We start from the raw sequence: 21,553 nt of genomic DNA, 5'->3' as shown, positions 1-21,553 counted from the left end.
TCGGAATACGCAGATGGATTTTCAGTCGGTAGTCTTTTACTTCTTCTCGACGGTCATGGTGCTCGCCTCGCTGCGGGTCATCACGGCACGCAACCCGGTGCACGCCGCCTTGTTCCTGGTGCTGGCATTCTTCAGCGCTGGCGGGATCTGGATGTTGCTGCACGCCGAGTTTCTGGCGATTGCACTGGTGATGGTTTATGTCGGGGCGGTGATGGTGCTGTTCCTGTTCGTCGTGATGATGCTCGACATCAATCTCGAACGGATTCGGCAGGGCTTCTGGAGCTATCTGCCCGTCGGCGCACTGATCGGTGTGTTGATGGTGATCGAGATGGTCATGGTGCTCGGCGGCCGCTACTTCGGTCTCGATGCGATGCCCAAGCCCGCCGAGGTGGAGCAGGGTTACAGCAACACCAAGGAACTTGGCCGTCTCCTCTATACCGAGTACGTTTATCCGTTCGAACTGGCATCGATCGTGTTGCTGGTCGCGATGGTGGCTGCCGTAGCACTGACGCTGCGCAAGCGCAAGAACGTGAAGATCATCGATCCCGCGGTGCAGGTTGCTGTCAAGCGTGATGATCGTGTGCGCATCGTGTCGATGCGTGCAGAAAAAGAATAATTTCTGCTGGCGATCGTCAGGGGGGCCTAGTAATGCTTTCGTTGTCTCACTATCTGATATTGGGTGCCATTCTCTTCGCGATAAGCGTAGTGGGCATCTTCTTGAATCGTAAGAACCTGATCGTGCTGCTGATGGCGATCGAGTTGATGTTGTTGGCCGTTAATTTGAACTTCGTCGCCTTCTCGCATTATCTCGGGGACGCTTCAGGCCAGATTTTTGTGTTCTTCATCTTGACTGTGGCGGCCGCGGAGTCGGCCATTGGTCTGGCAATTCTGGTTGCGTTGTTCCGCAACCTGCGGACCATCCACGTTGATGACCTGGATAGCCTCAAGGGATAAGGAAGCGTTCGAATGACTGGGATGCAAAAGCTATATCTGCTGGTTCCGCTTGCGCCGCTCTTCGGCGCGATCATGGCGGGGCTATTCGGGAAGATCATCGGCAGGCGAGGGGCTCACACCGTCACCATCGCAGGCGTCGCGGCTGCCTTCGCGTTGTCGGTGATCATCTTCCAGGACGTCCAGGCGGGGAATACCTTTAATGGAACTCTGTACCACTGGGCTTCCAGTGGTGGTCTCGATCTTGAAGTCGGCTTCATGATCGATTCCCTGACCACGATGATGATGCTGGTGGTGACCTTCGTGTCGCTGATGGTGCACATCTACACTATCGGCTACATGTCTGAGGACCCTGGTTACCAGCGCTTCTTCAGCTACATCTCTCTGTTCACGTTCTCGATGCTGATGCTGGTCATGTCGAACAACTTTCTGCAGTTGTTCTTCGGTTGGGAAGCGGTGGGCCTGGTGTCCTACCTGCTGATCGGCTTCTGGTATACGCGCCCGACGGCGATCTTTGCAAACCTGAAGGCATTCCTGGTCAACCGTGTTGGTGACTTCGGTTTCCTGCTGGGCATCGGTCTAATCGCAGCTTTCGCCGGCACCCTGAACTACACGGAAGTCTTCGCCAAGGCGGGTGAGCTTGCCGGCATGACCATTCCGGAAACCGGCTGGCCCTTGATCACTGCCATTTGTATCGGCCTGTTCATCGGCGCCATGGGCAAGTCGGCACAGGTGCCCCTGCACGTCTGGCTGCCGGATTCGATGGAAGGCCCGACGCCGATCTCCGCACTGATTCACGCGGCGACGATGGTGACTGCAGGTATCTTCATGGTTGCCCGCATGTCCCCGTTGTTCGAGCTGTCCGAAACGGCCCTGTCCTTTGTGCTGATCATCGGTGCCACTACGGCTCTGTTCATGGGTTTCCTGGGCATCGTGCAGCACGACATCAAGCGTGTTGTTGCCTATTCGACCCTGTCTCAGCTGGGCTACATGACCGTCGCGCTGGGCGTATCGGCGTACTCCGCCGCGGTCTTCCACCTGATGACTCACGCCTTCTTCAAGGCCCTGCTGTTCCTTGGTGCCGGTTCCGTGATCATCGGCATGCACCATGATCAGGACATGCGCAACATGGGTGGCCTGTGGAAGTACATGCCGGTTACGTGGATCACGTCGCTGCTGGGTTCTCTGGCGCTGATCGGTTTCCCGTTCTTCTCCGGTTTCTATTCCAAGGACACGATCATTGAAGCAGTGCAGCTCTCTGAGTTGTACGGTTCGGGCTATGCTTACTTCTGCGTGATCGCCGGTGTCTTCGTTACCGCCTTCTACTCGTTCCGTATGTATTTCCTGGTCTTTCATGGCGAGGAGCGCTTCGGCAAGGCTCACCATGAGGAAGCTGCGCACGGCCATGATGCCCATGCGGACGAGCACGCTCATGACGAGCATGGTCACGATGATGATCATCACGACGAGCACCATCACGGTCTGGCTCCGGGTCAGAAGCCGCATGAGTCCCCGTGGGTTGTCACTGTTCCGCTGGTCCTGTTGGCCATCCCGTCGGTGCTGATCGGTTACCTGTCGATTGACAAGATGCTCTTCGGCGATTTCTTCAAGGGTGTCATTCATTTCGCCGAGCACCACCACGCCATGGCCGAACTTGGCGAGGAGTTCCACGGTTCGGCCGCAATGGCGCTGCATGGCTTCACGTCGCTGCCGTTCATCCTGGCGATGAGTGGCGTTGCACTCGCCGGCCTACTGTATCTGGTCGTTCCGTCGGTTCCGCCGGTGATCGCCCGCGTCTTTAGTCCGATTCATCGCCTGCTGGAGAACAAGTACTACTTCGACAAGATCAATGAAGCGGTTTTTGCCGCGGGTGCCCGACTGATCGGCCGCCTGCTGTGGAAGGTCGGCGACCAGACCATCATCGACGGCATCGCGGTGAATGGTACCGCCAAGGCCGTGGGTCTGATCGCCCAGCTATCGCGCCTCTTCCAGAGCGGCCACATCTATCAGTATGCGTTTTCGATGATTATTGGTGTTTTCCTGCTGCTGGCCTTCTGGGTCAATCGGGGCTAATCCGCTCGATAGAAAACGGCTTGAGAGCACTTCACATAATTTAGGACTTTTGCGCCCCTCACGGGGCGCATAGAACGGAAAGTAGAGATGACGGGTATTCCATTCCTCAGCCTTGCGATTTGGGTTCCGATCGTTGGTGGCCTACTAGCGCTCGCTTCGGGGTCGGACCGTAATGCGTCGGTCGCGAGATTTGTTGCGCTGTTTTTCGCGCTAGCGGGTCTGGCCGTCAGCATACCGCTCTACACGGGCTTCGATGTCACCACGAGCTCCATGCAATTCGTGGAAGCCTATCCGTGGATTCCGCGCTTCAACATTAACTACGTGCTCGGCGTCGATGGCATTTCGGTGCTCTTCGTTCTGCTCAACAGCTTCATCACCGTGATCGTCGTGGTGGCTGGCTGGGAGGTGATCCAGGAGAAAGTCGCCCAGTACATGGCGGCCTTCCTGATCATGTCTGGCCTGATCAACGGCATTTTCTCCGCGCTCGACGGCGTGCTGTTCTACGTCTTCTTCGAGGCTTCGCTGATTCCGTTGTTCATCATCATCGGTGTGTGGGGTGGGGCTAACCGGGTGTATGCCGCGATCAAGTTCTTCCTCTATACCCTTGCCGGCTCGTTGCTGATGCTGATCGCGCTGCTCTACTTGTTCATGGAGTCTGGCGGTAGTTTCAACATTCTGGATTGGCATCAACTCAAGCTCGGCATGGATGTGCAGAGTCTGATCTTCCTGGCCTTCCTTGTCTCCTTCGCTGTCAAGGTTCCGATGTTCCCGGTTCATACCTGGTTGCCTGATGCCCACGTGGAGGCACCTACCGGTGGCTCGATCGTACTGGCAGCCATCGCGCTGAAGCTGGGCGCATACGGTTTCCTGCGGTTTGCCCTGCCGATCGCTCCCGATGCTAGCCATGCCTTCGCGCCGCTGATCATCACCCTGTCCCTGATTGCGGTGATCTACATCGGTTTCGTGGCGCTGGTGCAGACGGATATGAAGAAGCTGGTTGCTTATTCGTCCATCTCCCACATGGGTTTTGTGACCCTGGGCTTCTTCATCTTCAACCCGCTGGGTATTGAAGGGGCGATCGTCCAGATGATTTCCCACGGCTTCGTGTCTGCAGCGATGTTCGCGTCCATCGGTGTGCTGTACGACCGCATGCACTCCCGTCAGATCTCGGACTACGGTGGTGTGGTGAATGTGATGCCGAAGTTCGCTGCACTATTCATGCTTTTCGCGATGGCAAACTCCGGGCTCCCGGCTACGTCTGGTTTCGTCGGGGAGTTCATGGTTGCGCTGGGCGCCGTGAAGTTCAATTTCTGGATCGGTTTCGGCGCCGCTACCACGCTGATCCTCGGTGCAGCCTACACGCTGTGGATGTACAAGCGCGTGGTATTCGGTGCAGTGGCCAACCATCACGTGGCCGAGCTGACCGACATCAACAATCGCGAGTTCGTTTTCCTTGGGATCCTTGCCGTGTGTGTTCTGGCCATGGGTATCTATCCTTTCCCGGTAACGGAAGTCATGCACGCGTCGGTCAATGAACTGCTCAAGCATGTTGCGGTGAGCAAGCTTTGAGCCTGTAACGGATACGAAACCAGCGGAATGTGGCCTTAAGATGAACTTTGTAATCCCTGATTTTTACCCGGCAGCGGCTGAGTTATTCGTCGTTGCAATGTCCTTCGTGATCCTCCTTGCGGGGACGTTCTCGAAGCAGCCGCGCAACGTGGCTTACGCTTTGAGCCAGCTCACGCTGATCGGCGCGGCGGCAATCACGCTGTTCACGATGGACGGGCAGGTGAGCTTCACGTTCAGCAACATGTACGTGGATGATCTGATGGGCGATTTCCTCAAGCTCGTCGTTTACTTCGCTGTGGCTATCGCGCTGTTGTATTCGCGCAGCTACATGAACGACCGCAAGATCGAGACCACCGAATACTACGTGCTGGCGATCTTTGCGACGCTGGGCATGATGGTGATGATCACCGCCAACCATTTCCTGACCATCTACCTGGGTCTGGAACTGCTGTCCCTGGCCCTTTACGCAATGGTCGCGCTGCAGCGTGACTCTGCTCGTGCGACGGAAGCGGCGATGAAGTATTTCGTCCTGGGCGCGTTGGCTTCCGGTCTGCTGCTGTATGGAATCTCGATGCTGTATGGTGCTGCCGGCACGCTGGAAATCTCTGGCGTGGCCCAAGCCATCTACCAGCAGGCTGGCAACAAGACAGTGCTGCTTTTCGGCCTTGTCTTCGTTGTCGCTGGTCTGGCATTCAAGCTCGGTGTGGTTCCGTTCCACATGTGGATTCCGGACGTCTATCAAGGCGCTCCGACGTCTATCACGCTCTTCATCGCCTCCGCCCCGAAGCTTGCGGCGTTTGCGATGGCCATGCGTCTGCTGGTCAATGGGCTGTTCGAGTTTGCCGAGCAATGGCAGTCGATGCTGATGGTGCTGGCGGTTCTGTCGATCGTGCTGGGCAATCTTGCGGCGATCGCCCAGTCGAACCTCAAGCGCATGCTGGGTTATTCCGGTATCTCCCACATGGGTTTCATGCTGCTGGGCCTGGTGTCCGGTGTGGTTGGCGGTGATCGTCATTTCGCGCTCAACGCCTACAGCTCTGCGATGTTCTACGTCGTGTCCTATGTACTGATGAGTCTGGCGTCGTTCGGTGTGCTGCTGCTGCTGTCACGTGCTGGTTTCGAGGCCGAAGCGCTAGACGATTTCAAGGGGCTGAACAAGCGTAATTCCTGGTTTGCCGGTGTGATGGCCATGGTGATGTTCTCCATGGCGGGTATCCCGTTCTTCGTCGGTTTCTTTGCGAAGTTCTCCGTACTGCAGGCCGTCGTGGCGGCTGGTTATATCTGGGTCGCGATCCTGGCAGTGGTGATGTCGCTGATCGGTGCGTTCTACTACTTGCGCGTCGTGAAGATCATGTTCTTCGACGAGCCGCTGGATGCGACGCCCATTTCAGCTCCGGCCGACATGCGTGCGCTGCTGTCCTTGAACGGCATCGCCATCGCTGTGTTGGGCTTGGCACCGCAGGCATTGATGTCTCTGTGTGCCTATTCGCTGCTGGGTTCGCTCTAAGCGGGCTCGAGGCATAGCGCGGTCATCACGTCACTGGAAAGGCAGGCGGCAGGTGAGGCATTTTGGAGAGTTCGTACTGTTGTTCGCTCTCGCGAACCTGCCTTTCTTCAGTGAGCGGCTATTCTTCGTAGTCAGCTTGGCGAAGAAGAAGACGATTCTTCTGCGGATGCTGGAGCTTGTAGCCTATTACTTTCTGGCGGGTGCCCTTCTCGGCGCTAGAGAGGCGGCTGAGAACGGCTCCCGCTATGTCCAGCATTGGGAGTTCTTCGCGATCACGATGTGTCTGTTTGCTGTCTTTGCATACCCAGGGTTTGTCTATCGCCACCTGTGGTCGCGCGAGTTGAAGTCCTAGAGGCAGGCGTGACGCGTCCCATCGGATGTCAGATACTGGTGTGCGCGGATGGACAAAGTGATCATATGAAACTGTGGGCCTCGGTCCACAGTTTTGCTTTTGGGGATGGGCATGTTTGTATGTCCTGGAGCGATCGTCTAGCATTCAGTCAGTTGTCCTTTTTACTTGTTGGAGCTGGATTGGATCAGGTTTCAAAATGAAATTTTCGGGGCCTCTCATCGAAAGGGAGACGAGGAGAGTGCTTGTGGTCGGGCCGCAGTTCGGCGAAATCATTTCAGTCATCGCACATGATTAAAAAAATCGAAAATTTCGTTATTGTTGGGCGCACTAGTGATGGCAGGACCTTTCGTCCTAGTGATTGGGCGGATCGTTTGTGCGGAATAATGTCCGTATTCGGAGCGGACAATCGTATGACTTATTCGCCATATGTCAGGCCGGCGTGTAATTTGAGGGGAGACAAGACGGTGTTGGTGGATGCGAAAATCCACGAAATCGAGCCGCTGGCGTACAACTTCCTGCGCAATTTCGCGAAGGACAACGATCTGCAGCTGGAGTCGTTGCCGGATGACCATTTCGGTTGATGGCGACGGGCGGTCCTGTCGGACAGCCGATGTTTGAATTGGAGTCGTGAAAAAAATGGGCCACGCAAATTGCATGGCCCATTTTTCATTGGGAATGCGGTCTGTTCAGACCAGAATTTCGACAACGCGGGGATGGTCGAGGAATGTCTGAGGACTTGCGCTGGCGCCGTAGGCTCCCGACTGGAACACAACGACGAGATTGCCGGGTTTTGCATCGGGAAGGAGCATCCGGTCGGCGAGAATATCGAGTGGTGTGCAGAGAGGGCCGACGACAGAGACGCTCTGACTGGCGGGCTCGTCCAGGCGATCGCCAATGGTGACAGGGTAGTTTTTGCGGATGACCTGGCCGAAATTCCCTGAGGCTGACAGGTGATGATGCAAGCCGCCATCAGCGACGAGGAATGTATGTCCGCGGGAGTCCTTCCTGTCTACGATCTTGCAGACATAGACGCCTGCTTCACCGACCAGATAGCGTCCCAGTTCGATTACGATCTCTGCGCCAGGCAGCTTTTCCGCTGCTTCCTCTTCGATGGCCCTGAGATTGGCACCGATGGTAGTGAGATCCAGGCGTTGTTCGCCTGGGAAATACGGGATGCCAAAGCCGCCGCCGAGGTTCAAAAACTTGACCGGTGCCGGGGCTGCCTCGGCGAGACGAAGGGCCAGATCGAAGCACTTGCGCTGGGCTTCAACAATGGCGTCGGGGCGCAAGTTCTGGGAGCCCGCAAAGAGGTGGAAGCCTTCGAACGCAAGGCCGGCGCGACCGATGTCGGCGAGCAGGTCGGGCACGCGTTCGGCGTCGACGCCGAACTGTTTGGGGCCGCCTCCCATCTTCATGCCTGAACTCTTCAATTCGAAATCGGGATTCACGCGCACCGCTACGCGCACCGGCCAGCCGCTCTCTTGTCGAATGGCGGCCAGTTCGGTCACTTCACGGAAGGATTCCACGTTGATCAGTATCCCCGCAGCAACCGCCTGGCGCAGTTCTTCATGGCGCTTGCCCGGCCCTGCAAAGCTGATGTCGTGGGGATCGGTGCCACTGTCGAGGGCGATCCTCAGTTCGCGTCCCGAGGCCACGTCGATCCCGTCCACCAGCCTGGCCATGTGATCGACCACGGCGGGCATCGGGTTGGCCTTCATCGCGAAATGAATCTTGATGCCAGATGGGAGGGCTGCACGCAATTCGGCGACACGGTCGGTCAGTAGCTTGCGGTCGTAGGCGTAGAACGGGGTTTGTCCGACACGTTCAGCCAGGCGGCGGAGAGGAATGCCGCCGATCAGCAGTTCGCCATCGGCGGACTTGAATTGGTCCATGGTGACATGGACCGGCTTGTCGCGGCTTGCATCACTCATTGCTGTACCCTGTGAGCCATTTCGTATTCGGTGGAAAGTGCCTTGCGGTCGATCTTGCCATTGGGATTGCGCGGCAGCGGACCCTCGTGCGCTTCAATTGCGGCGGGAATCATGTAGGCCGGCATGCGCCGCTTGCATTCGCTGAGCAAGGCTGCTTTATCGAGTGGAGCTCCGTCCTTGCCGCTTGCGATGACGCAGATGGAATGGCCGAGGCTTGGATGTGGTACGCCGAAGGCGATACATTCTCCGACCAATTGGGTGCTGTACAGGATCTCTTCGACTTCGGTAGGGCTGACGCGATAGCCGGAGGTCTTCATCATCTCGTCGCGGCGTCCGATGAAGTAGAGATAGCCCTCCTCGTCACGGCGAACGGTGTCGCCCGAGAAAACGGCGATTTCCGGCAGGACGAAGCCCGACTGGCGGCCAGGAGCTGTGTTCGGAAGGGGCTTGAAGCGCTCGGCTGTCTTGTCCGGGTCGTTCCAGTAGCCCATTGCAACCAAGGCGCCACGTTGGACCAACTCACCGGGCTCATTGGGGCTGCATTCCGAACCGTCTTCCCGCAGTACGATTACTTCGGCGTTGGGAATAGCCTTGCCGATGGAGTCTGGCCGGATATCGGCCTGCTCAGGAGGCAGGTAAGTGGCGCGGAATGCTTCGGTAAGACCGTACATCAGGAATGGTTTTGTCTCGGGCAACTGGCTGCGGAGCAACCTGAGGGTCTCGAGCGGCATGCGCCCGCCAGTATTGGCGAAGTAGCGTAGATGGTCTGTAACTTCGGCTGGCCATTTCAGCTGAGCGAGCTGAATGTATAGCGGAGGGACTGCAGTAAGGCCGGTGACCCTCTCTCGAACGACAGTCTTGAGTACGTCCTGCGGCAGCAAGTAGTTCAGCAGCACAACTTTGGCGCCGGTGTGAAAGGCTGTTGTGAGCTGGGAAAAGCCTGCATCGAAGGACAGGGGCAGGGCTGCCAGCAGTGTGTCATCCGGATTGTTACCGAGATAGCTGGCCACGCTCTTGGCTCCGGCCACCATGTTGCGGTGGGACAGTACAACGCCTTTCGGGCGTCCAGTGCTGCCGGACGTATACAGGATGGACAGCAGATCGGTGTCGATGATCCGGTGTCCCGGTTGTCCGGAGGCGCAGAGGAGGTCGTCCCAATGTACGATGTTCACGCCCGTGAGCCTGGGCGTGGCTGCCGGTGTGGTGATCAGTACGACATGGCGCAGGTCGTGGCAGTGGGACAGCGTATCCGCGAGCAGGGGCAAGCGCTCTGCAGAGGTCACCAGCACACGGGCGTTGCAGTCGCGCAGGATATGCATGACCTGCTCGCCCTTGAGAATCGGGTTGATCGGAACGAAGGCGCAGCCGGCGCGGGCGGAGCCGAAGCTGGCGACGACTGTTTCGATCCGCTTTTCCAGAAAAATGCCGATTCTTTCACCGCGTTCCAGCCCTAGGCCGGCCAGACCAGAAGAAAATCCGCCCACTTGTGTGTCCAGATCGGCGTAGCTCAGGGTTGTGGTACCTGCTGTCAGAGCCGGTGAAGTGGGCGCTCGCTCGGCCGAGGCGCTGATCAATTCGTGGAGTAGGGTGGTGTTGAGCATTGATTGAGAGAACGATTGTCAAGCCACGTTGGAGCGGCAGATCCATCAAGCATTGGAGCAGTTGAAGTCTATCCTAGCTTTCCCCTGTGGATTGCGTGCAGGATTACACCATATGACAAAATCTTGGCTATTGGGGAAGGCCATCCAGCAGGCGCGCAAGTTCCGCAGTTCTGGAGCGGCGCGAGCAGGTATCGGCCAAGCTGCGCTGAACCCCATTCAATTGCTGGTTATGCCACTTGTGCAGAGCCTCACTCAGCAGGCTTCGAATAGCGGACGTGTTCGCTATATCGGTGATCCAGGGTGCATCCAGCTTCTTCATCAGTGCTGCGGTACTGCCGGCGGCGTCTGTCAGTGCGATGATCGGCCGACCAGCACGTGCATACTCATAGAGTTTGGCTGGGATCTGCTTGTTGCAGCTTGCGCCTTGCAGCAGCAACAAGCCATCCGCACGCATCATTTCCTGTAAGGCACTCCGATAAGCGATTGAAGGTTCAATCGAGACGAGATCGTCGATGCCATAGTCTGACAGGAGCTTGGTGTAGTACGTGTCGCTGCCAGTAGCACGCAGGATGACGCGCAGTGTTTCCATGGATGCCTCTCCGGCATCCTTCATCTCCTTCAGCGCAGCAAAAAACGGTCTGGGATCTCGTTCTTCTGGATAGAGAATACCACTGTGAATGAGGACCATTTGTCCTGATAGGCCGATACGGCTGGCGTCGAGTCCGGTCTCTGCATCGCGAAAATTGTCTTCGTCAAATCCGTTTTCGATGACCGCCCAGCAGCTTGCCGGCTTGTCCGGGTAGCGCTCCGCATACATATCTCGTGTGCCTGGAGTAGTGAATATCGCGTGGGTGCAGTGCTTGATCAGCGCCTGTTCCAGCCGCCTGTGAGTCCGCCATGTGACAGGATTGGTAGGATAGCCCGGCTCCGTCATTGCATCTCGAAAGTCGACAATGAGTGGAAGTCCGGAGAGTCGATGGAGGGTCAGCGCGATGAGGTGAGCCGTGGCGATGGGGAAGGTCGAGAAGATTGCTTTGGGGCGATGTTTGCGAATCAGCTTGAGGCCCTTGATCACTCCCGCCGGCCACCAACTCACCCAGCGGTCTGGCTGCGCCATCCATCGGAAGTAACGTCCCTTGAGCGAGAGGTGGCGGGCCGTGTCGAGACCGAAGGCGCGTTCCACGATGAGGCCCGGTGGGATCTCTTTCATCTGATCATCGCCGACAGCCTCGTAGGCGCGAGGCGAAACCGTCAGGATCATTGGCTCCCAGTCGTGGTCGCGAAGATATTGGGAGAACTTCAGGGTACGCTGGATTCCGCTACTGACCCGCACGGGGGGGTAGTGGTAAGCGATCATCAGTACGCGTCGATCAGGCATGGGCACGTGTCTCGCTCCCTGAAAGGGTGCCTTTAGGGCAGCCTCTCAAAGAGTGGCAATGGCTGAAAAATTGATTGTGGATAAGCTGCGGCAGTTTAACCGAGAGGATGTGCTAATTCCGCGACAAGCTACGTTCATTTGCGCATTTCGGCGCCTGTAGCCGCACGCAAGGGCGCGATGACGGCGACAGGCTCACATGGAACCAGGGTGCTGCGCTGATGATGGTGATTTGAATCGGCCCCAGACACAGGAAATTTGCACTGAAGAGAGTGCGAATGCCGAGGCGGCCATGTGCGGCCAGTGACGCTGGATTGAAGGCCGAGATGCGTGAGATGCTCCAACTCACGCCATGTCTGCTCAGGTGAGCATTCGCACTGTCCCACAGCCGGGCAAAAGTGCGACCGATCCGATATTTCGGTTCCACATGAACGTCGTAGTCCCAGACGCAATGCTGGGGGTCGGCAAGTTCGTAGCGACAACGCACCTCATCTTCGTCATAGGCATTGAAGGCCAGCCACAGGAATCCGGCAAACTCTTCCCCGGACAAGGCAACGAAGCAATGCGCGCCATCACTTATGCGTTTGGCAATGACCTCCGGTGGACGAGGGAATGACGATGCCAGTGGAGAGCCAGGCTCAAGAAAAACGACCGGATTCTTGGTCGATGGGCGGCAGGCAGGTCGGTCTTGTACCGGCTGAGCGACGAGGTAGTAGCGTTTGATGTAGGCGCGCCCGGCGCTGAGCTTGCGTAATGCGTAGTCAAGGAGATACAGGCTGCCATTCAAGGTGCCCAGTTGAATGAAGTTATTGCGAATGCGCTTGAGAGGCATGTGGTTGGTTTCGCGAGGGAACGACTGGCGACGGCCGGACTGACGCTGTTCGCGTTCAAGGACGGTGTGTGGAACGCGTGGAAGCGGAGGAGGCAGGAGCGCGCGCTAAGCTTGCCACCGATATCACGGTCCGTACGATGATCGGCTCGCATATAATGATATCAGTCTTGCTGTTGCCGGGCCTTGTGTTCCGGATGCTGTTTTAGTGTTTGCTTACCCGATTGGAGTTAGCTTTTGGATACGAAGAAGGAAGTACTGTCGATTCTCGATGAAGTCTTGAGCCTGGGGGGAAACACGGCCCAGTTCGATGTCGATACCCCACTGCTGGGTGCTTTGCCGGACCTGGACTCGATGGCTGTCGTCGGTGTGATCAATATGTTGGAAGAGCGGTTCGGCTTCATCGTCGAGGATGATGAGATCGATGGTTCGACCTTCGAGACCGTTGGTTCCGTCATTGCCTTTGTGAATGGAAAGCTGGCCTGAATGACCGTGCTGAGGCCGCGGCGGGAGGCTTTTTATCTCCCGGGGCCCCTACTCGATGGACGGTTCTGTCTTCTGACCCATGCTCCCGATCCGGTTGGTACGCTGATTTTTGTACACCCGTTTGCCGAGGAGATGAACAAATCCCGGCGAATGGTGGCACTCGCTGTCGAGGCCTTTGCTTCGCAGGGCTGGTTGACGCTGCAGATCGATCTGACCGGTTGTGGGGATAGCGGCGGGGAGTTCGGTGAGGCCTCTTGGCGTGCTTGGGTCCAGGATTGCCACGATGCTTGGGTATGGGCGGCGGCCAATCTGCCAGGACGACTCGTGTTGTGGGGCATGCGTACTGGGGCTTTGCTCCTGGCCGATCTGCTTTGCTCCACGGAAATTGCCGCTCCGCTGTTGCTATGGCAACCGGTGGGTAACGGACGCCAGCATCTGACCCAGTTTCTGCGTCTCAAGGCAGCAGCTGAAATGATGGCCGACGCCGATGCCAAATCCGCTATGGATGCGGCCAGGTCCGCGTTGAAGGCTGGCGAATCCGTGCAGGTGGCCGGCTATGCCTTACCGCCTGCGGTCGCTAACGGTCTGGAGACGGCAAGCCTGGGCTTGCCGGATGCCTACCCGGCGCAGGTGGTAGCACTTGAAGTGGGGAGCGAAGGCCGCGAGGACGTGACGCCGGCGTTGCGGATACTCGTCGACCGTTGGCAGAGTGCTGGAATTCAGGCGAGAGCCGAATCAGTGGCAGGTACCGCTTTTTGGCAGACGCAGGAGATCGAAACCAGTTTGGCGCTGATCGATGCGTCCGTACGCGCTCTGGAGACGTTCACATGAGCGTTTGGCGCGATGTTCCCGTCATTTTCGAATGTGCTGGCGAATCTCTGATGGGTATTGTCTCTGCGCCTCAGAAGGAGGCCGCGGTCGGTGTACTTGTCGTGGTGGGTGGGCCTCAATACCGGGTCGGTTCTCATCGGCAGTTCGTCTTGCTGGCAAGACATCTATCGGCGCAGGGGGTTCCATGCATGCGTTTCGACTATCGTGGCATGGGCGACTCCAGTGGTGTGGAACGTAGTTTCGAGAATGTCAGCCAGGATATCGAGGCAGCAATCGGCGCCTTCCTCCAGACCCAGCCCGGCTTACGGCAGGTCGTGTTATGGGGGCTGTGTGACGGTGCCAGTGCGATCTGCTTTTATCCCGCCGCCAATGATCCGCGTGTCGCGGGATCCATCTTGCTGAACCCTTGGGTCCATACCGAGGTGGGTGAGGCGAAGGTGTTTCTCAAGCACTATTATCTGCAGAGACTCACTGACCCTTCATTCTGGAAAAAGCTGCTGGGCGGCGGAGTCAATATTGGGCAGTCGGTGCGTTCCTTCTTTTCGACCGCGAAGGCCGCACGGGGTGCTGTGCCTGAGGGACCGGTACAGTCCAAGGATCGTGATGTGGCGCTGCCCGAGCGGATGCTGCATGGGTTGGCAGTACGGGAAAACGAACCATTGGCCATTTTCCTGAGTGGCCGTGACTACGTGGCGCGCGAGTTCGATGACGTCCTGGCAGCCAGTCCCGGGTGGCAGAGGTTGGTGGCGCGTAGGGGGGCGGATGTGAAACGCTTTCCGGATGCCGATCACACCCTGTCGGGGCCTGGCGACGTGGCTGCCGTATCAGAGGCGACCTTGAACTGGCTCGTGGCCAAGGGATTCGCTGAGGTGTGAGCGACAGGTCAGGTGTTTGCCCGACCTGTCGTCATCAGTTCGAAACGCTCTGACGCAGACGCTTCAGTTCGGGCACGCAGGAGCCGCAGTTGGTGCCGCACTTGGTGCGGGTCTGCAGGACCTCGAGGGACTCACCGGCCCGGAAGGCGGCCAGGATGTCGTCCTCGGCCACGTCGAAGCAGTTGCAGATCACCTTGCCGCGGGCGGCCTGACCTGCTGGCGGCTGGGTCAGCGGTGCGAGCAGCCATTGGCGGACTGCCGCAGCGGAGTGTCCCTGCACCATCATGTCGGCCAGCCAGTCGGCAGCCTTGGTTTCGCCGGCCAGACGCACCGCGGTGAGCGAATCACCTTCCACGAGGGCGCGCTTTGCGATGTCCTTGCGGCTGTCCTGGTAGGACAGCACCTTGGTCGGATCGTCGAGGGCCAGTTCCTTGTCCAGGGCTTCCAGCAGTGCAGGCTCGAGTTCTTCGCCACGAGCCTTGAGTACCACCACAGGGGCTGTGCGTCCGGCCAGCGTCAGGCTGGCGTAGGGGAAGTGGGGCAGCCAGCGGCGCAGGCCTTCCATGACGGTCAGCGGGTTCGGGTGGAGTTGGCCATCCTCGCCTACCTCAGTGCGACGCATCGCCACCAGCGTCTTACCGGCGGTGTATTTCTCCACCTGCACGGCGGCGTGCTTGAGTTCGGGCTGCTTCGAGTAGGGATCGAAATCGCCGGGCAGCAGTACATTGACGCCCTGGCCGCCCATCGTGTTGCCGCCCCAGTGCATCGGCACGAAGCACTGGCCAGGGCGTAGCGTGGCGGATTCGAGCACCTTCAGCACCACTTCGCCGCGCCGGCTTTTTACCTTGACCAGATCGCCGGTAGCAAGACTGCGGCGCTCCATGTCGTCCTTGTGCATGTGCAGCATGGGTTCGGGTTCATGGCTGTACAGGCGGGCGACCAGGCCCGTGCGGCTCATGCCGTGCCACTGGTCGCGCAGGCGGCCGGTGTTGAGGTGCAGCGGGTAGCGGGCGCTCGGCGACTCGGCGGTGATGCGGTGCTCGGTGACGACGAAGCGGGCTTTGCCGGACGGGGTTGGGAAGATGCCGTCTTCGTAGAGCCGGACCTTGCCCTGGCTGGCACCTTCGGGGAAGGGCCATTGCTGGGGGCCGACGGTTTCCAGTGTCGCATAGCTCAGGCCGGTGATGTCCAGGTCGCGGCCACGGGTGGATTCCCGGTGCTCGTTCCAGACTTCTTCCGGCTTGGTATACGGGAACATGCGGGCGGCCAACTCGCCCTTGCCGAGGCGGGCGCCCAGACGCCGGGCGAAGTCCACCACGATCGCCCAATCGTGGCGGGCTTCACCCGGCGCGGACACGGCGGGTCGGACGCGGCTGATGGTCCGCTCCGAGTTGGTGACGGTTCCGTCCTTCTCGCCCCAGGTGGTGGCGGGCAGCAGCAGGTCGGCGTAAGCACAGGTTTCGGTGTGGCTGAAGGCTTCCTGCACGACGACGAACTCGGCGGCCTGCAGGGCTTCGTGGATCAGGACCTGGTCCGGCATGGACTGGGCCGGGTTCGTACAGGCGATCCATACCGCCTTCACCTCGCCCGACTTCAGCGCACGGAACAGTTCCACGGCGCTCTTGCCTGGCTTGTCGGGCACGCTGTCCACGCCCCACAGGGCGGCGACTTCGGCGCGGTGCTCGGGGTTGGCCATATCCCGGTGGGCGGACAGGAGGTTGGCCAGGCCGCCGACTTCACGGCCACCCATCGCGTTGGGCTGACCGGTCAGCGAGAAGGGGCCGGCGCCGGGGCGGCCGATCTGGCCGCTTGCCAAGTGCAGGTTGATCAGCGCCGAGTTGTTGTGGGTGCCGAAGGAGAACTGGTTGAGCCCCTGGCAGTACATGGACATCGTGGCCTTCGAGGTAGCGAAGATCTGTGCCGCCTCCTCGATGCGCTTCTTGTCCAGCCCGCAGATCGTGGCCGCCATTGCCGGCGTGTATTCGCGGACGGTCTTCTTCAGCGCGTCGAAGCCTTCGGTATGGGCGTCGATGTAGTCCCGGTTCACCCAGCCCTCCCACAGCATCACGTGAAGCATCGCGTTGTACAGCGCGATGTCGGTGCCGGGCAGCAGGGCCAAGTGCAGGTCGGAGGCGTCGGCTGTGTCGGTGCGGCGCGGGTCGATGACGACCAGCTTCATGTCCGGGTTGGCCTTGCGGGCGTCCTCGATGCGGCGGAAGGCGATCGGATGCGCAAAGGCGGTGTTGCTGCCGGTGATGAACAGCGCGCTGGTGTGGGCGATGTCCGCGTAGCTGCACGGCGGCGCGTCAGCACCCAGGCTCAGCTTGTAGCCGGCCACCGCGCTGGACATGCACAGGCGGGAGTTCGTGTCCAGGTTGTTGCTGCCGACGAGTCCCTTCATCAGCTTGTTGAAGACGTAGTAGTCCTCGGTCAGCAACTGGCCGGCACCGTAGACCGCGACGGCGTCGGGGCCGTGCTCGGCGATGATCGCCGCAAAACGCCCGGCGGCCGCGTCGAGCGCAGTATCCCAGCTCGCGCGCTGGCGGGGGCTGCTGCGGTCGGTGCGTAACTCTGGATACAGGGCGCGGGCGACCTGGGTGTCGGGCGCGGCGGTCAGGTGCAGCGTGGCACCCTTGGTGCACAACCGGCCGAAATTGGCCGGATGGTCCGGGTCGCCCCGGACGCCGGTGATGCGACCGGCTTCATGTTCGATTACGACACCGCAGCCGACGCCGCAGTAACAACAGGTGGATTTGGTTTCTGCCATTACGACTCCTTTGGTGAGCGGAGTCCAGCAAGCGTCGTGCCAATCGTCTAAGACCCTGTGTTCCTTGCGTAGCGCCATTCGCACGCACCAAAGAGTGGCGATGCGGCGTCGAAATGGTGCGCTCACCGCGGTCGCGCACCAGGAGTGGGCGCGGCGCGGTGGCTCAGGGCCGATGGAGGCCGTAGGTCAGGCGAACACCTTCCAGGAACGGGCCGTCCGGGTGCCGAAGATCTGCGGGTTCTGCGGCAGCTGGTTGGTCGGCAGGAAGCCCGGCGTGATCTTCTTGAACCAGTCCTGGTAGCTGGCAGTGGCCGGCAGCGAAGCCAGAGCCTTCAGTGCGTAGTAGGTAAAGGCCCCGTTCGGACGTCCCTTGAAGCTGGTGTCCCAGCTGAACTGGCTGTCGGTGCAGCCGGCCAGCAGCAGGTCGCCGCCGCTGCGCGACAGGCCACCCGAGGTGGGCAGCTTGGCGACGCGGGGGGCGGGTAGGTCGGCGGCCTTCATCCATGCCTCGGGCGGCAGGAAGCGCGCGCGTGGGAGGCCCGGGTCGAGATCAAGGGCGTTGCCGCGGGTCACGCTGCCGGAATGGCAGCTGTCCGAGATCAGTACCACTCGCACGCCGGTGGCGTGGTGGGTAAAGATCGGTGCGATCTCGTCGTCCAGAAGTACGTTGCCGGAGCCGATATCCCACGGACACAGGCCCTCGTCGCGGCCGTCCGGCTCGTCGCCGTTCTGGTCTGGCACCCAGGTGCCGTGGCCGGAGTAGGTGATGATGATGGAGTCGCCCTTGGCCGAGCCGCCGATCAGGTCGGTCATGGCGCCGACCATTGCTGCCTTGGTGGCCTGGCTATCGAGCAGCGTGGTGACGGCGAAGCCGCGTGCGGCGAGTGCAGCAGCCCAGTCGGTGGCGTCGTTGACGCAGCCGCTCAGGTCGTTCTGTGTGCCAGGGTAGTCGTTGATGCCGATGCACAAGGCTTTCTTGCTCATGATCCCTTCTCCCTCTCCCATGTCGTTTGGGCCATGCGGGGCCTCGTGGCCCGGTTCATTGCATTGGCATGGCCATTGGATTTAAGCACGGGGCGGGGAAAGGTCAATGACAGCCTGTGCGGGAGCGGTCTCAGGCTGTGGCGCGGGGAACCCTGCTGAGTTCCTTCAGCGCGCTGGCCTGATCGAGGATGGGTTGTGGTATCGCCACGTCGCCGGCCAGCATGGCGCGGATCAGTGCGGCGTTGGCGGCGACTTCCGGATCGTCGGCGCGCCCTTCCACCGGCGGTGCGCCGCCTTCCTCGGCTGGGAAGGCGACCTGCGCGTCGCCATTCACGAAGACTTCCAGCCGTGGTCGGCGGCGCGGATTGGCAAAGGCTTCACCTTCGGTGCCGCGCAGCAGCATGGACACGCCGCCGGTGGCGACGAGGTGTTCGTGGATGCGTTCCAGGTACTCAGGGTGGGTCATTGAGGCGACCCGCACGCTGTGGCCCGGCGCCGGATCGAGCAGCTTGGCCAGCGTATGGCCGCTGTTGCGTACGCCAAGACGCGGGCGCAGGGCGAGCAGCGGCGCCAGTCCCGGCGCCAGGGTTTCCAGCGGAAGGCAGGTCAGGTGCTTTTCGGCGAGCTGGGCTTCCGCCTCTGCGAGGCTTGCCGCCGGATGGATGTCGAGGCCCGCCAGTAGTTCGAAGGGGCTGATCCGGCTGTCGAAGTCGTGGCGCCCCTGGATCAGCACCGGCACGCCATCCCGCGCCAGCAGTAGGGCCAGCAAGGGCATCAGGTTGGCTTGCCGGCGCGCACCGTTGTAGGTGGGAAGCACCACCACGCGGGGACCGGCCGGAACGCGGATGCAGGCCGTGCGGGCGTCGAGGGCGCGCTGGAAGCCCAGCAATTCGTCCGTGGACTCGGCCTTGATGCGCATCGACAGGATGATGGCGCCCATTTCCAGGTCGGGCACGCGACCGTCGAGCATGTCGCCGAACAGGGATTCGGCCTGGTCGATGGTAAGCGGTTTGGAGCCTTTCGGCCCGCGGCCGATCTCCTTGATGAATGGGGCGTAGGACATGGGGAAGAGTACGCGTATCGATGGATGAGCGCAGAAGTGTAGCGGAAGCGTCAGTCCGGCTGGCATGCGGGGATGCGTCGGGCGGTGAGGACGGGGCCTACGGGATGTCCAGCGCCATGTCCCCGACCGGCAGCCTGGCCACTCCTTGAGGGCCTGCCGCCTCGTCACCGCGGGAGGTCACGCGGGCAAACTGGAATCCGGCGAGGCCCGCCAGTGAGAACTTCAGGCTGCCCAGTTCCTGCTTGAGGCTGGTGTCGAGGAAGGCCAGCCTGGCGCCTAGGGCACTGGCTGGCGTGCCACTGCCGAGCTGCTTCAGCGCGAAGTCGCGCCACGCCGGGTAGTCCCGGCCGCCGATCGTCAGTACCAGGGGCGAGCAGCGGGCGACGCCGTAGTAGGTTAGGGGGGCGCGCTGCTCTCCGACCCTGCGGGCCAAGACGTCGCGGATCAGGTCGAGGCCGTCGATCTTCAGGATGGCGCTGGTGGGCAGACCATCGACGCTCAGCTCAAAGGTGGACACCAGCCACGGGCGCTGCTTGATGCCGACGGGCGGTTTTACCGGGCTGCCAGCCGGAAGCGCGGCAATCCTTTCGGGCTGAAGGACCGCGCGGACCAAGTAAAGGTCCTTCTGCGTGGCGGAGCAGGGGGGAAAGTGCAGTTCGGTGAGCACGCAGCCGGCGAGCTGGAAGCCTTCCTGGATCGTGCCGTTGAGATCCGTGCGCAGCACCTCGAGATTGAGCAGGTGATGGCCGCCGCCGGCCAGTTCTAGCACCCACTTCGCCAGCAGCGGGAAGGACTGAGGCTGTATGGACAGGATCAGCGTGCCGAGCTCCGGCTCCCCGATCTGGATGTCGGTTCGCGACGTTGGCGCACCGGTGCCGGGTTCATGCACCGACCAGTTGATCTCGGGCAGGGTGTAATCCACCAACGGGTAGATCGCCCCATCGATGCTCAGGTAGCTTCCTCCGACAGCGTAAGGGGCAAGGGCGCGTTCGGCCATGATGAACTCTCCTCGATGAAGGGGTCTTATGCTGTGTTGCCGCCCCGCATCCAAGATAGATGCCGACTGGGCCGAAGACAATGACGACGTCAAGCGGGGGCTGTGGCCGGTGGTCGTGGCGGCCTGGCCACGGCATGCTGGCGGCCGATGCAAAGCGAAAGGAGATGGGTGTGAAGTCCGTTTTCTGGAAAAACCTGCGTAGCGGTGCCTTGCTGCTGAGCGTGGGCTTGTGCGTTCCGGCGCTGGCCGCGCCGCAGGTGGATATGCTGCGCCTGCCACCGGGTTTCCGCGTGGAGGTGCTCACCGATCGGGTGCCGAATGCCCGCGGGATGAGCCTTGGCGACTTCGCCGACGGGCGTGGCGTGGTCTATGTGGGCAGTCGGACGGCCGGCAAGGTCTATGGGGTGGAGGTCGACAAGGGGCGGGCGACGCGTGTGCGCACGCTGGCCAGCGGGCTGGAGCAGCCGGTGGGTGTGGCCTACCGGGACGGCAGCCTGTTCGTGTCGGCGGTGTCGCGCATTGTGGTCCTCGACGGCGTCGCCCGGCACCTCGACAAGCCGCCGGTGCCGCGGGCCTTGAGCACCCGTTTTCCCACCGAGACGCACCATGGATGGAAGTTCATCGCGTTTGGCCCGGATGGCTGGCTCTACGTGCCGGTCGGCGCGCCGTGCAACATCTGCGAGCCGGACGAGCGGCGCTACGCCAACATCCAGCGCATCCGCGCGGACGGCAGCGGTGCCGAGATGGTGGCGCGGGGTGTGCGCAACACCGTCGGCTTCGACTGGAGCCCGGCGGACGGCAACCTGTGGTTCACCGACAACGGCCGCGACATGCTCGGCGACGAGCTGCCGTCCGACGAGCTGAACCGGGTGACGAAGAGCGGCGAGCATTTCGGCTATCCCTATTGCCACCAGGGCGACATCGCCGACCCGGAGTTCGGCACGAAGCGCACGTGCAAGGAGTTCACGCCGCCGGTTGCCAAGCTCGGGGCGCACGTGGCGGCGCTGGGCATGCGTTTCTACACCGGCCGGATGTTCCCGGCGGCCTACCGCAACAACCTCTTCATCGCCGAGCACGGTTCGTGGAACCGCAGCCGCAAGTCCGGCTACCGCATCGTGCGTGTGGAACTGGACCAGGCTGGCAAGGTGCTGCGCCAGGATGTCTTTGCCGAGGGCTGGCTGCAGGTGGATGCCGGTGGTCAGGAGCACGTGTGGGGGCGGCCCGCCGATGTGCTGGTGTTGCCGGACGGTTCGCTGCTGATCAGCGACGATCAGGCTGGCGCGATCTACCGTGTGAGCTACGACGGCGGTTCGTAAGCGCGCGTTTCCCCGATTGCATCACCGGGCGGTGGCGGCTAGGCTG

General features: G+C 60.7%; 19 protein-coding genes. 11 read left to right on the top strand and 8 right to left on the bottom strand.

Annotated elements, in window-relative coordinates; all coding sequences use genetic code 11:
* The first annotated feature begins 13 nt into the window (after window positions 1-13).
* The 7 genes from AC1PPK_RS20685 (at window position 14) to AC1PPK_RS20655 (ending at window position 7,033) form a co-directional block, all read left to right on the top strand.
* Window positions 14-616, top strand: a complete 603-nt coding sequence (locus AC1PPK_RS20685) for an NADH-quinone oxidoreductase subunit J (RefSeq protein WP_481114890.1) — start codon at window positions 14-16, stop codon at window positions 614-616.
* A 32-nt stretch (window positions 617-648) separates the two neighbouring features.
* Window positions 649-954, top strand: a complete 306-nt coding sequence (nuoK, locus tag AC1PPK_RS20680; RefSeq protein ID WP_481114889.1) for an NADH-quinone oxidoreductase subunit NuoK — start codon at window positions 649-651, stop codon at window positions 952-954.
* 12 nt (window positions 955-966) lie between these two features.
* Complete coding sequence (gene nuoL, locus AC1PPK_RS20675) at window positions 967-3,024, top strand: NADH-quinone oxidoreductase subunit L (protein ID WP_481114888.1); 2,058 nt, start codon at window positions 967-969, stop codon at window positions 3,022-3,024.
* A gap of 87 nt (window positions 3,025-3,111) precedes the next feature.
* Window positions 3,112-4,593: an NADH-quinone oxidoreductase subunit M gene (locus AC1PPK_RS20670; RefSeq protein WP_481114887.1), complete on the top strand. Its 1,482-nt coding sequence runs from the start codon at window positions 3,112-3,114 to the stop codon at window positions 4,591-4,593.
* A 40-nt stretch (window positions 4,594-4,633) separates the two neighbouring features.
* Entirely contained in the window at window positions 4,634-6,100 is a 1,467-nt protein-coding gene (gene nuoN / locus AC1PPK_RS20665) for an NADH-quinone oxidoreductase subunit NuoN (protein WP_481114886.1), read from the top strand.
* A 79-nt stretch (window positions 6,101-6,179) separates the two neighbouring features.
* Entirely contained in the window at window positions 6,180-6,452 is a 273-nt protein-coding gene (locus tag AC1PPK_RS20660; RefSeq protein ID WP_481114885.1) for a DUF2818 family protein, read from the top strand.
* A 287-nt stretch (window positions 6,453-6,739) separates the two neighbouring features.
* The gene (locus AC1PPK_RS20655) at window positions 6,740-7,033 is read left to right on the top strand and encodes a DUF3579 domain-containing protein (protein ID WP_481114884.1); all 294 of its coding nucleotides are present in this window, start codon (window positions 6,740-6,742) and stop codon (window positions 7,031-7,033) included.
* A gap of 105 nt (window positions 7,034-7,138) precedes the next feature.
* On the opposite strand, the gene AC1PPK_RS20650 is transcribed toward AC1PPK_RS20655, so the two are convergent.
* From AC1PPK_RS20650 to AC1PPK_RS20635, 4 genes are all read right to left on the bottom strand, one after another.
* Window positions 7,139-8,383, bottom strand: a complete 1,245-nt coding sequence (locus AC1PPK_RS20650; protein WP_481114883.1) for a pyridoxal-dependent decarboxylase, exosortase A system-associated — start codon at window positions 8,381-8,383, stop codon at window positions 7,139-7,141.
* On the bottom strand, window positions 8,380-9,984 hold the full coding sequence (locus AC1PPK_RS20645; RefSeq protein WP_481114882.1) for an acyl-CoA ligase (AMP-forming), exosortase A system-associated: 1,605 nt from the start codon (window positions 9,982-9,984) through the stop codon (window positions 8,380-8,382). The genes AC1PPK_RS20650 and AC1PPK_RS20645 overlap by 4 nt, the downstream gene beginning before the upstream one ends.
* A 127-nt stretch (window positions 9,985-10,111) precedes the next feature.
* Window positions 10,112-11,341 carry a glycosyltransferase gene (locus AC1PPK_RS20640; protein WP_481114881.1) on the bottom strand — a complete coding sequence of 410 codons (1,230 nt, stop codon included), beginning with the start codon at window positions 11,339-11,341 and terminating at the stop codon, window positions 10,112-10,114.
* A 133-nt stretch (window positions 11,342-11,474) separates the two neighbouring features.
* Window positions 11,475-12,191: an N-acetyltransferase family protein gene (locus AC1PPK_RS20635; protein WP_481114880.1), complete on the bottom strand. Its 717-nt coding sequence runs from the start codon at window positions 12,189-12,191 to the stop codon at window positions 11,475-11,477.
* Between the two features lie 234 nt (window positions 12,192-12,425).
* Here AC1PPK_RS20635 and AC1PPK_RS20630 point away from each other — a divergent pair, with 234 nt between their 5' ends.
* From AC1PPK_RS20630 to AC1PPK_RS20620, 3 genes are read left to right on the top strand one after another with little or no spacing between them, the layout of a single operon-like run.
* Window positions 12,426-12,674 carry an acyl carrier protein gene (locus AC1PPK_RS20630; protein WP_481114879.1) on the top strand — a complete coding sequence of 83 codons (249 nt, stop codon included), beginning with the start codon at window positions 12,426-12,428 and terminating at the stop codon, window positions 12,672-12,674.
* Window positions 12,675-13,505, top strand: coding sequence for a hydrolase 2, exosortase A system-associated (locus AC1PPK_RS20625; RefSeq protein ID WP_481114878.1), 831 nt, complete (start codon window positions 12,675-12,677; stop codon window positions 13,503-13,505).
* The gene (locus AC1PPK_RS20620) at window positions 13,502-14,380 is read left to right on the top strand and encodes a hydrolase 1, exosortase A system-associated (RefSeq protein WP_481114877.1); all 879 of its coding nucleotides are present in this window, start codon (window positions 13,502-13,504) and stop codon (window positions 14,378-14,380) included. Before AC1PPK_RS20625 ends, AC1PPK_RS20620 begins: the two co-directional genes overlap by 4 nt.
* A 34-nt stretch (window positions 14,381-14,414) precedes the next feature.
* Here the strand turns inward: AC1PPK_RS20620 and AC1PPK_RS20615 are convergent, their stop codons facing one another.
* The 4 genes from AC1PPK_RS20615 to AC1PPK_RS20600 all read right to left on the bottom strand — a co-directional run bounded on the left by AC1PPK_RS20615 (window position 14,415) and on the right by AC1PPK_RS20600 (window position 20,191).
* The gene (locus AC1PPK_RS20615; protein WP_481114876.1) at window positions 14,415-17,147 is read right to left on the bottom strand and encodes a nitrate reductase; all 2,733 of its coding nucleotides are present in this window, start codon (window positions 17,145-17,147) and stop codon (window positions 14,415-14,417) included.
* 186 nt (window positions 17,148-17,333) lie between these two features.
* Entirely contained in the window at window positions 17,334-18,131 is a 798-nt protein-coding gene (locus AC1PPK_RS20610; protein ID WP_481114875.1) for a caspase family protein, read from the bottom strand.
* Window positions 18,132-18,261: 130 nt separating this feature from the next.
* Window positions 18,262-19,194 (bottom strand): DNA-binding protein YbiB, encoded by a 933-nt coding sequence (gene ybiB / locus AC1PPK_RS20605; protein WP_481114874.1) that lies wholly within the window; start codon window positions 19,192-19,194, stop codon window positions 18,262-18,264.
* A 97-nt stretch (window positions 19,195-19,291) separates the two neighbouring features.
* Window positions 19,292-20,191 carry a hypothetical protein gene (locus AC1PPK_RS20600; protein ID WP_481114873.1) on the bottom strand — a complete coding sequence of 300 codons (900 nt, stop codon included), beginning with the start codon at window positions 20,189-20,191 and terminating at the stop codon, window positions 19,292-19,294.
* A gap of 170 nt (window positions 20,192-20,361) precedes the next feature.
* Here AC1PPK_RS20600 and AC1PPK_RS20595 point away from each other — a divergent pair, with 170 nt between their 5' ends.
* Window positions 20,362-21,507, top strand: coding sequence for a PQQ-dependent sugar dehydrogenase (locus tag AC1PPK_RS20595; RefSeq protein WP_481114872.1), 1,146 nt, complete (start codon window positions 20,362-20,364; stop codon window positions 21,505-21,507).
* Window positions 21,508-21,553: the final 46 nt, after the last annotated feature.

The organism is Zoogloea sp. JDB1 (genome assembly GCF_056724025.1).
Note: the sequence above shows the minus strand (reverse complement) of the source record. Positions and strands in the feature narration are given on the sequence as shown.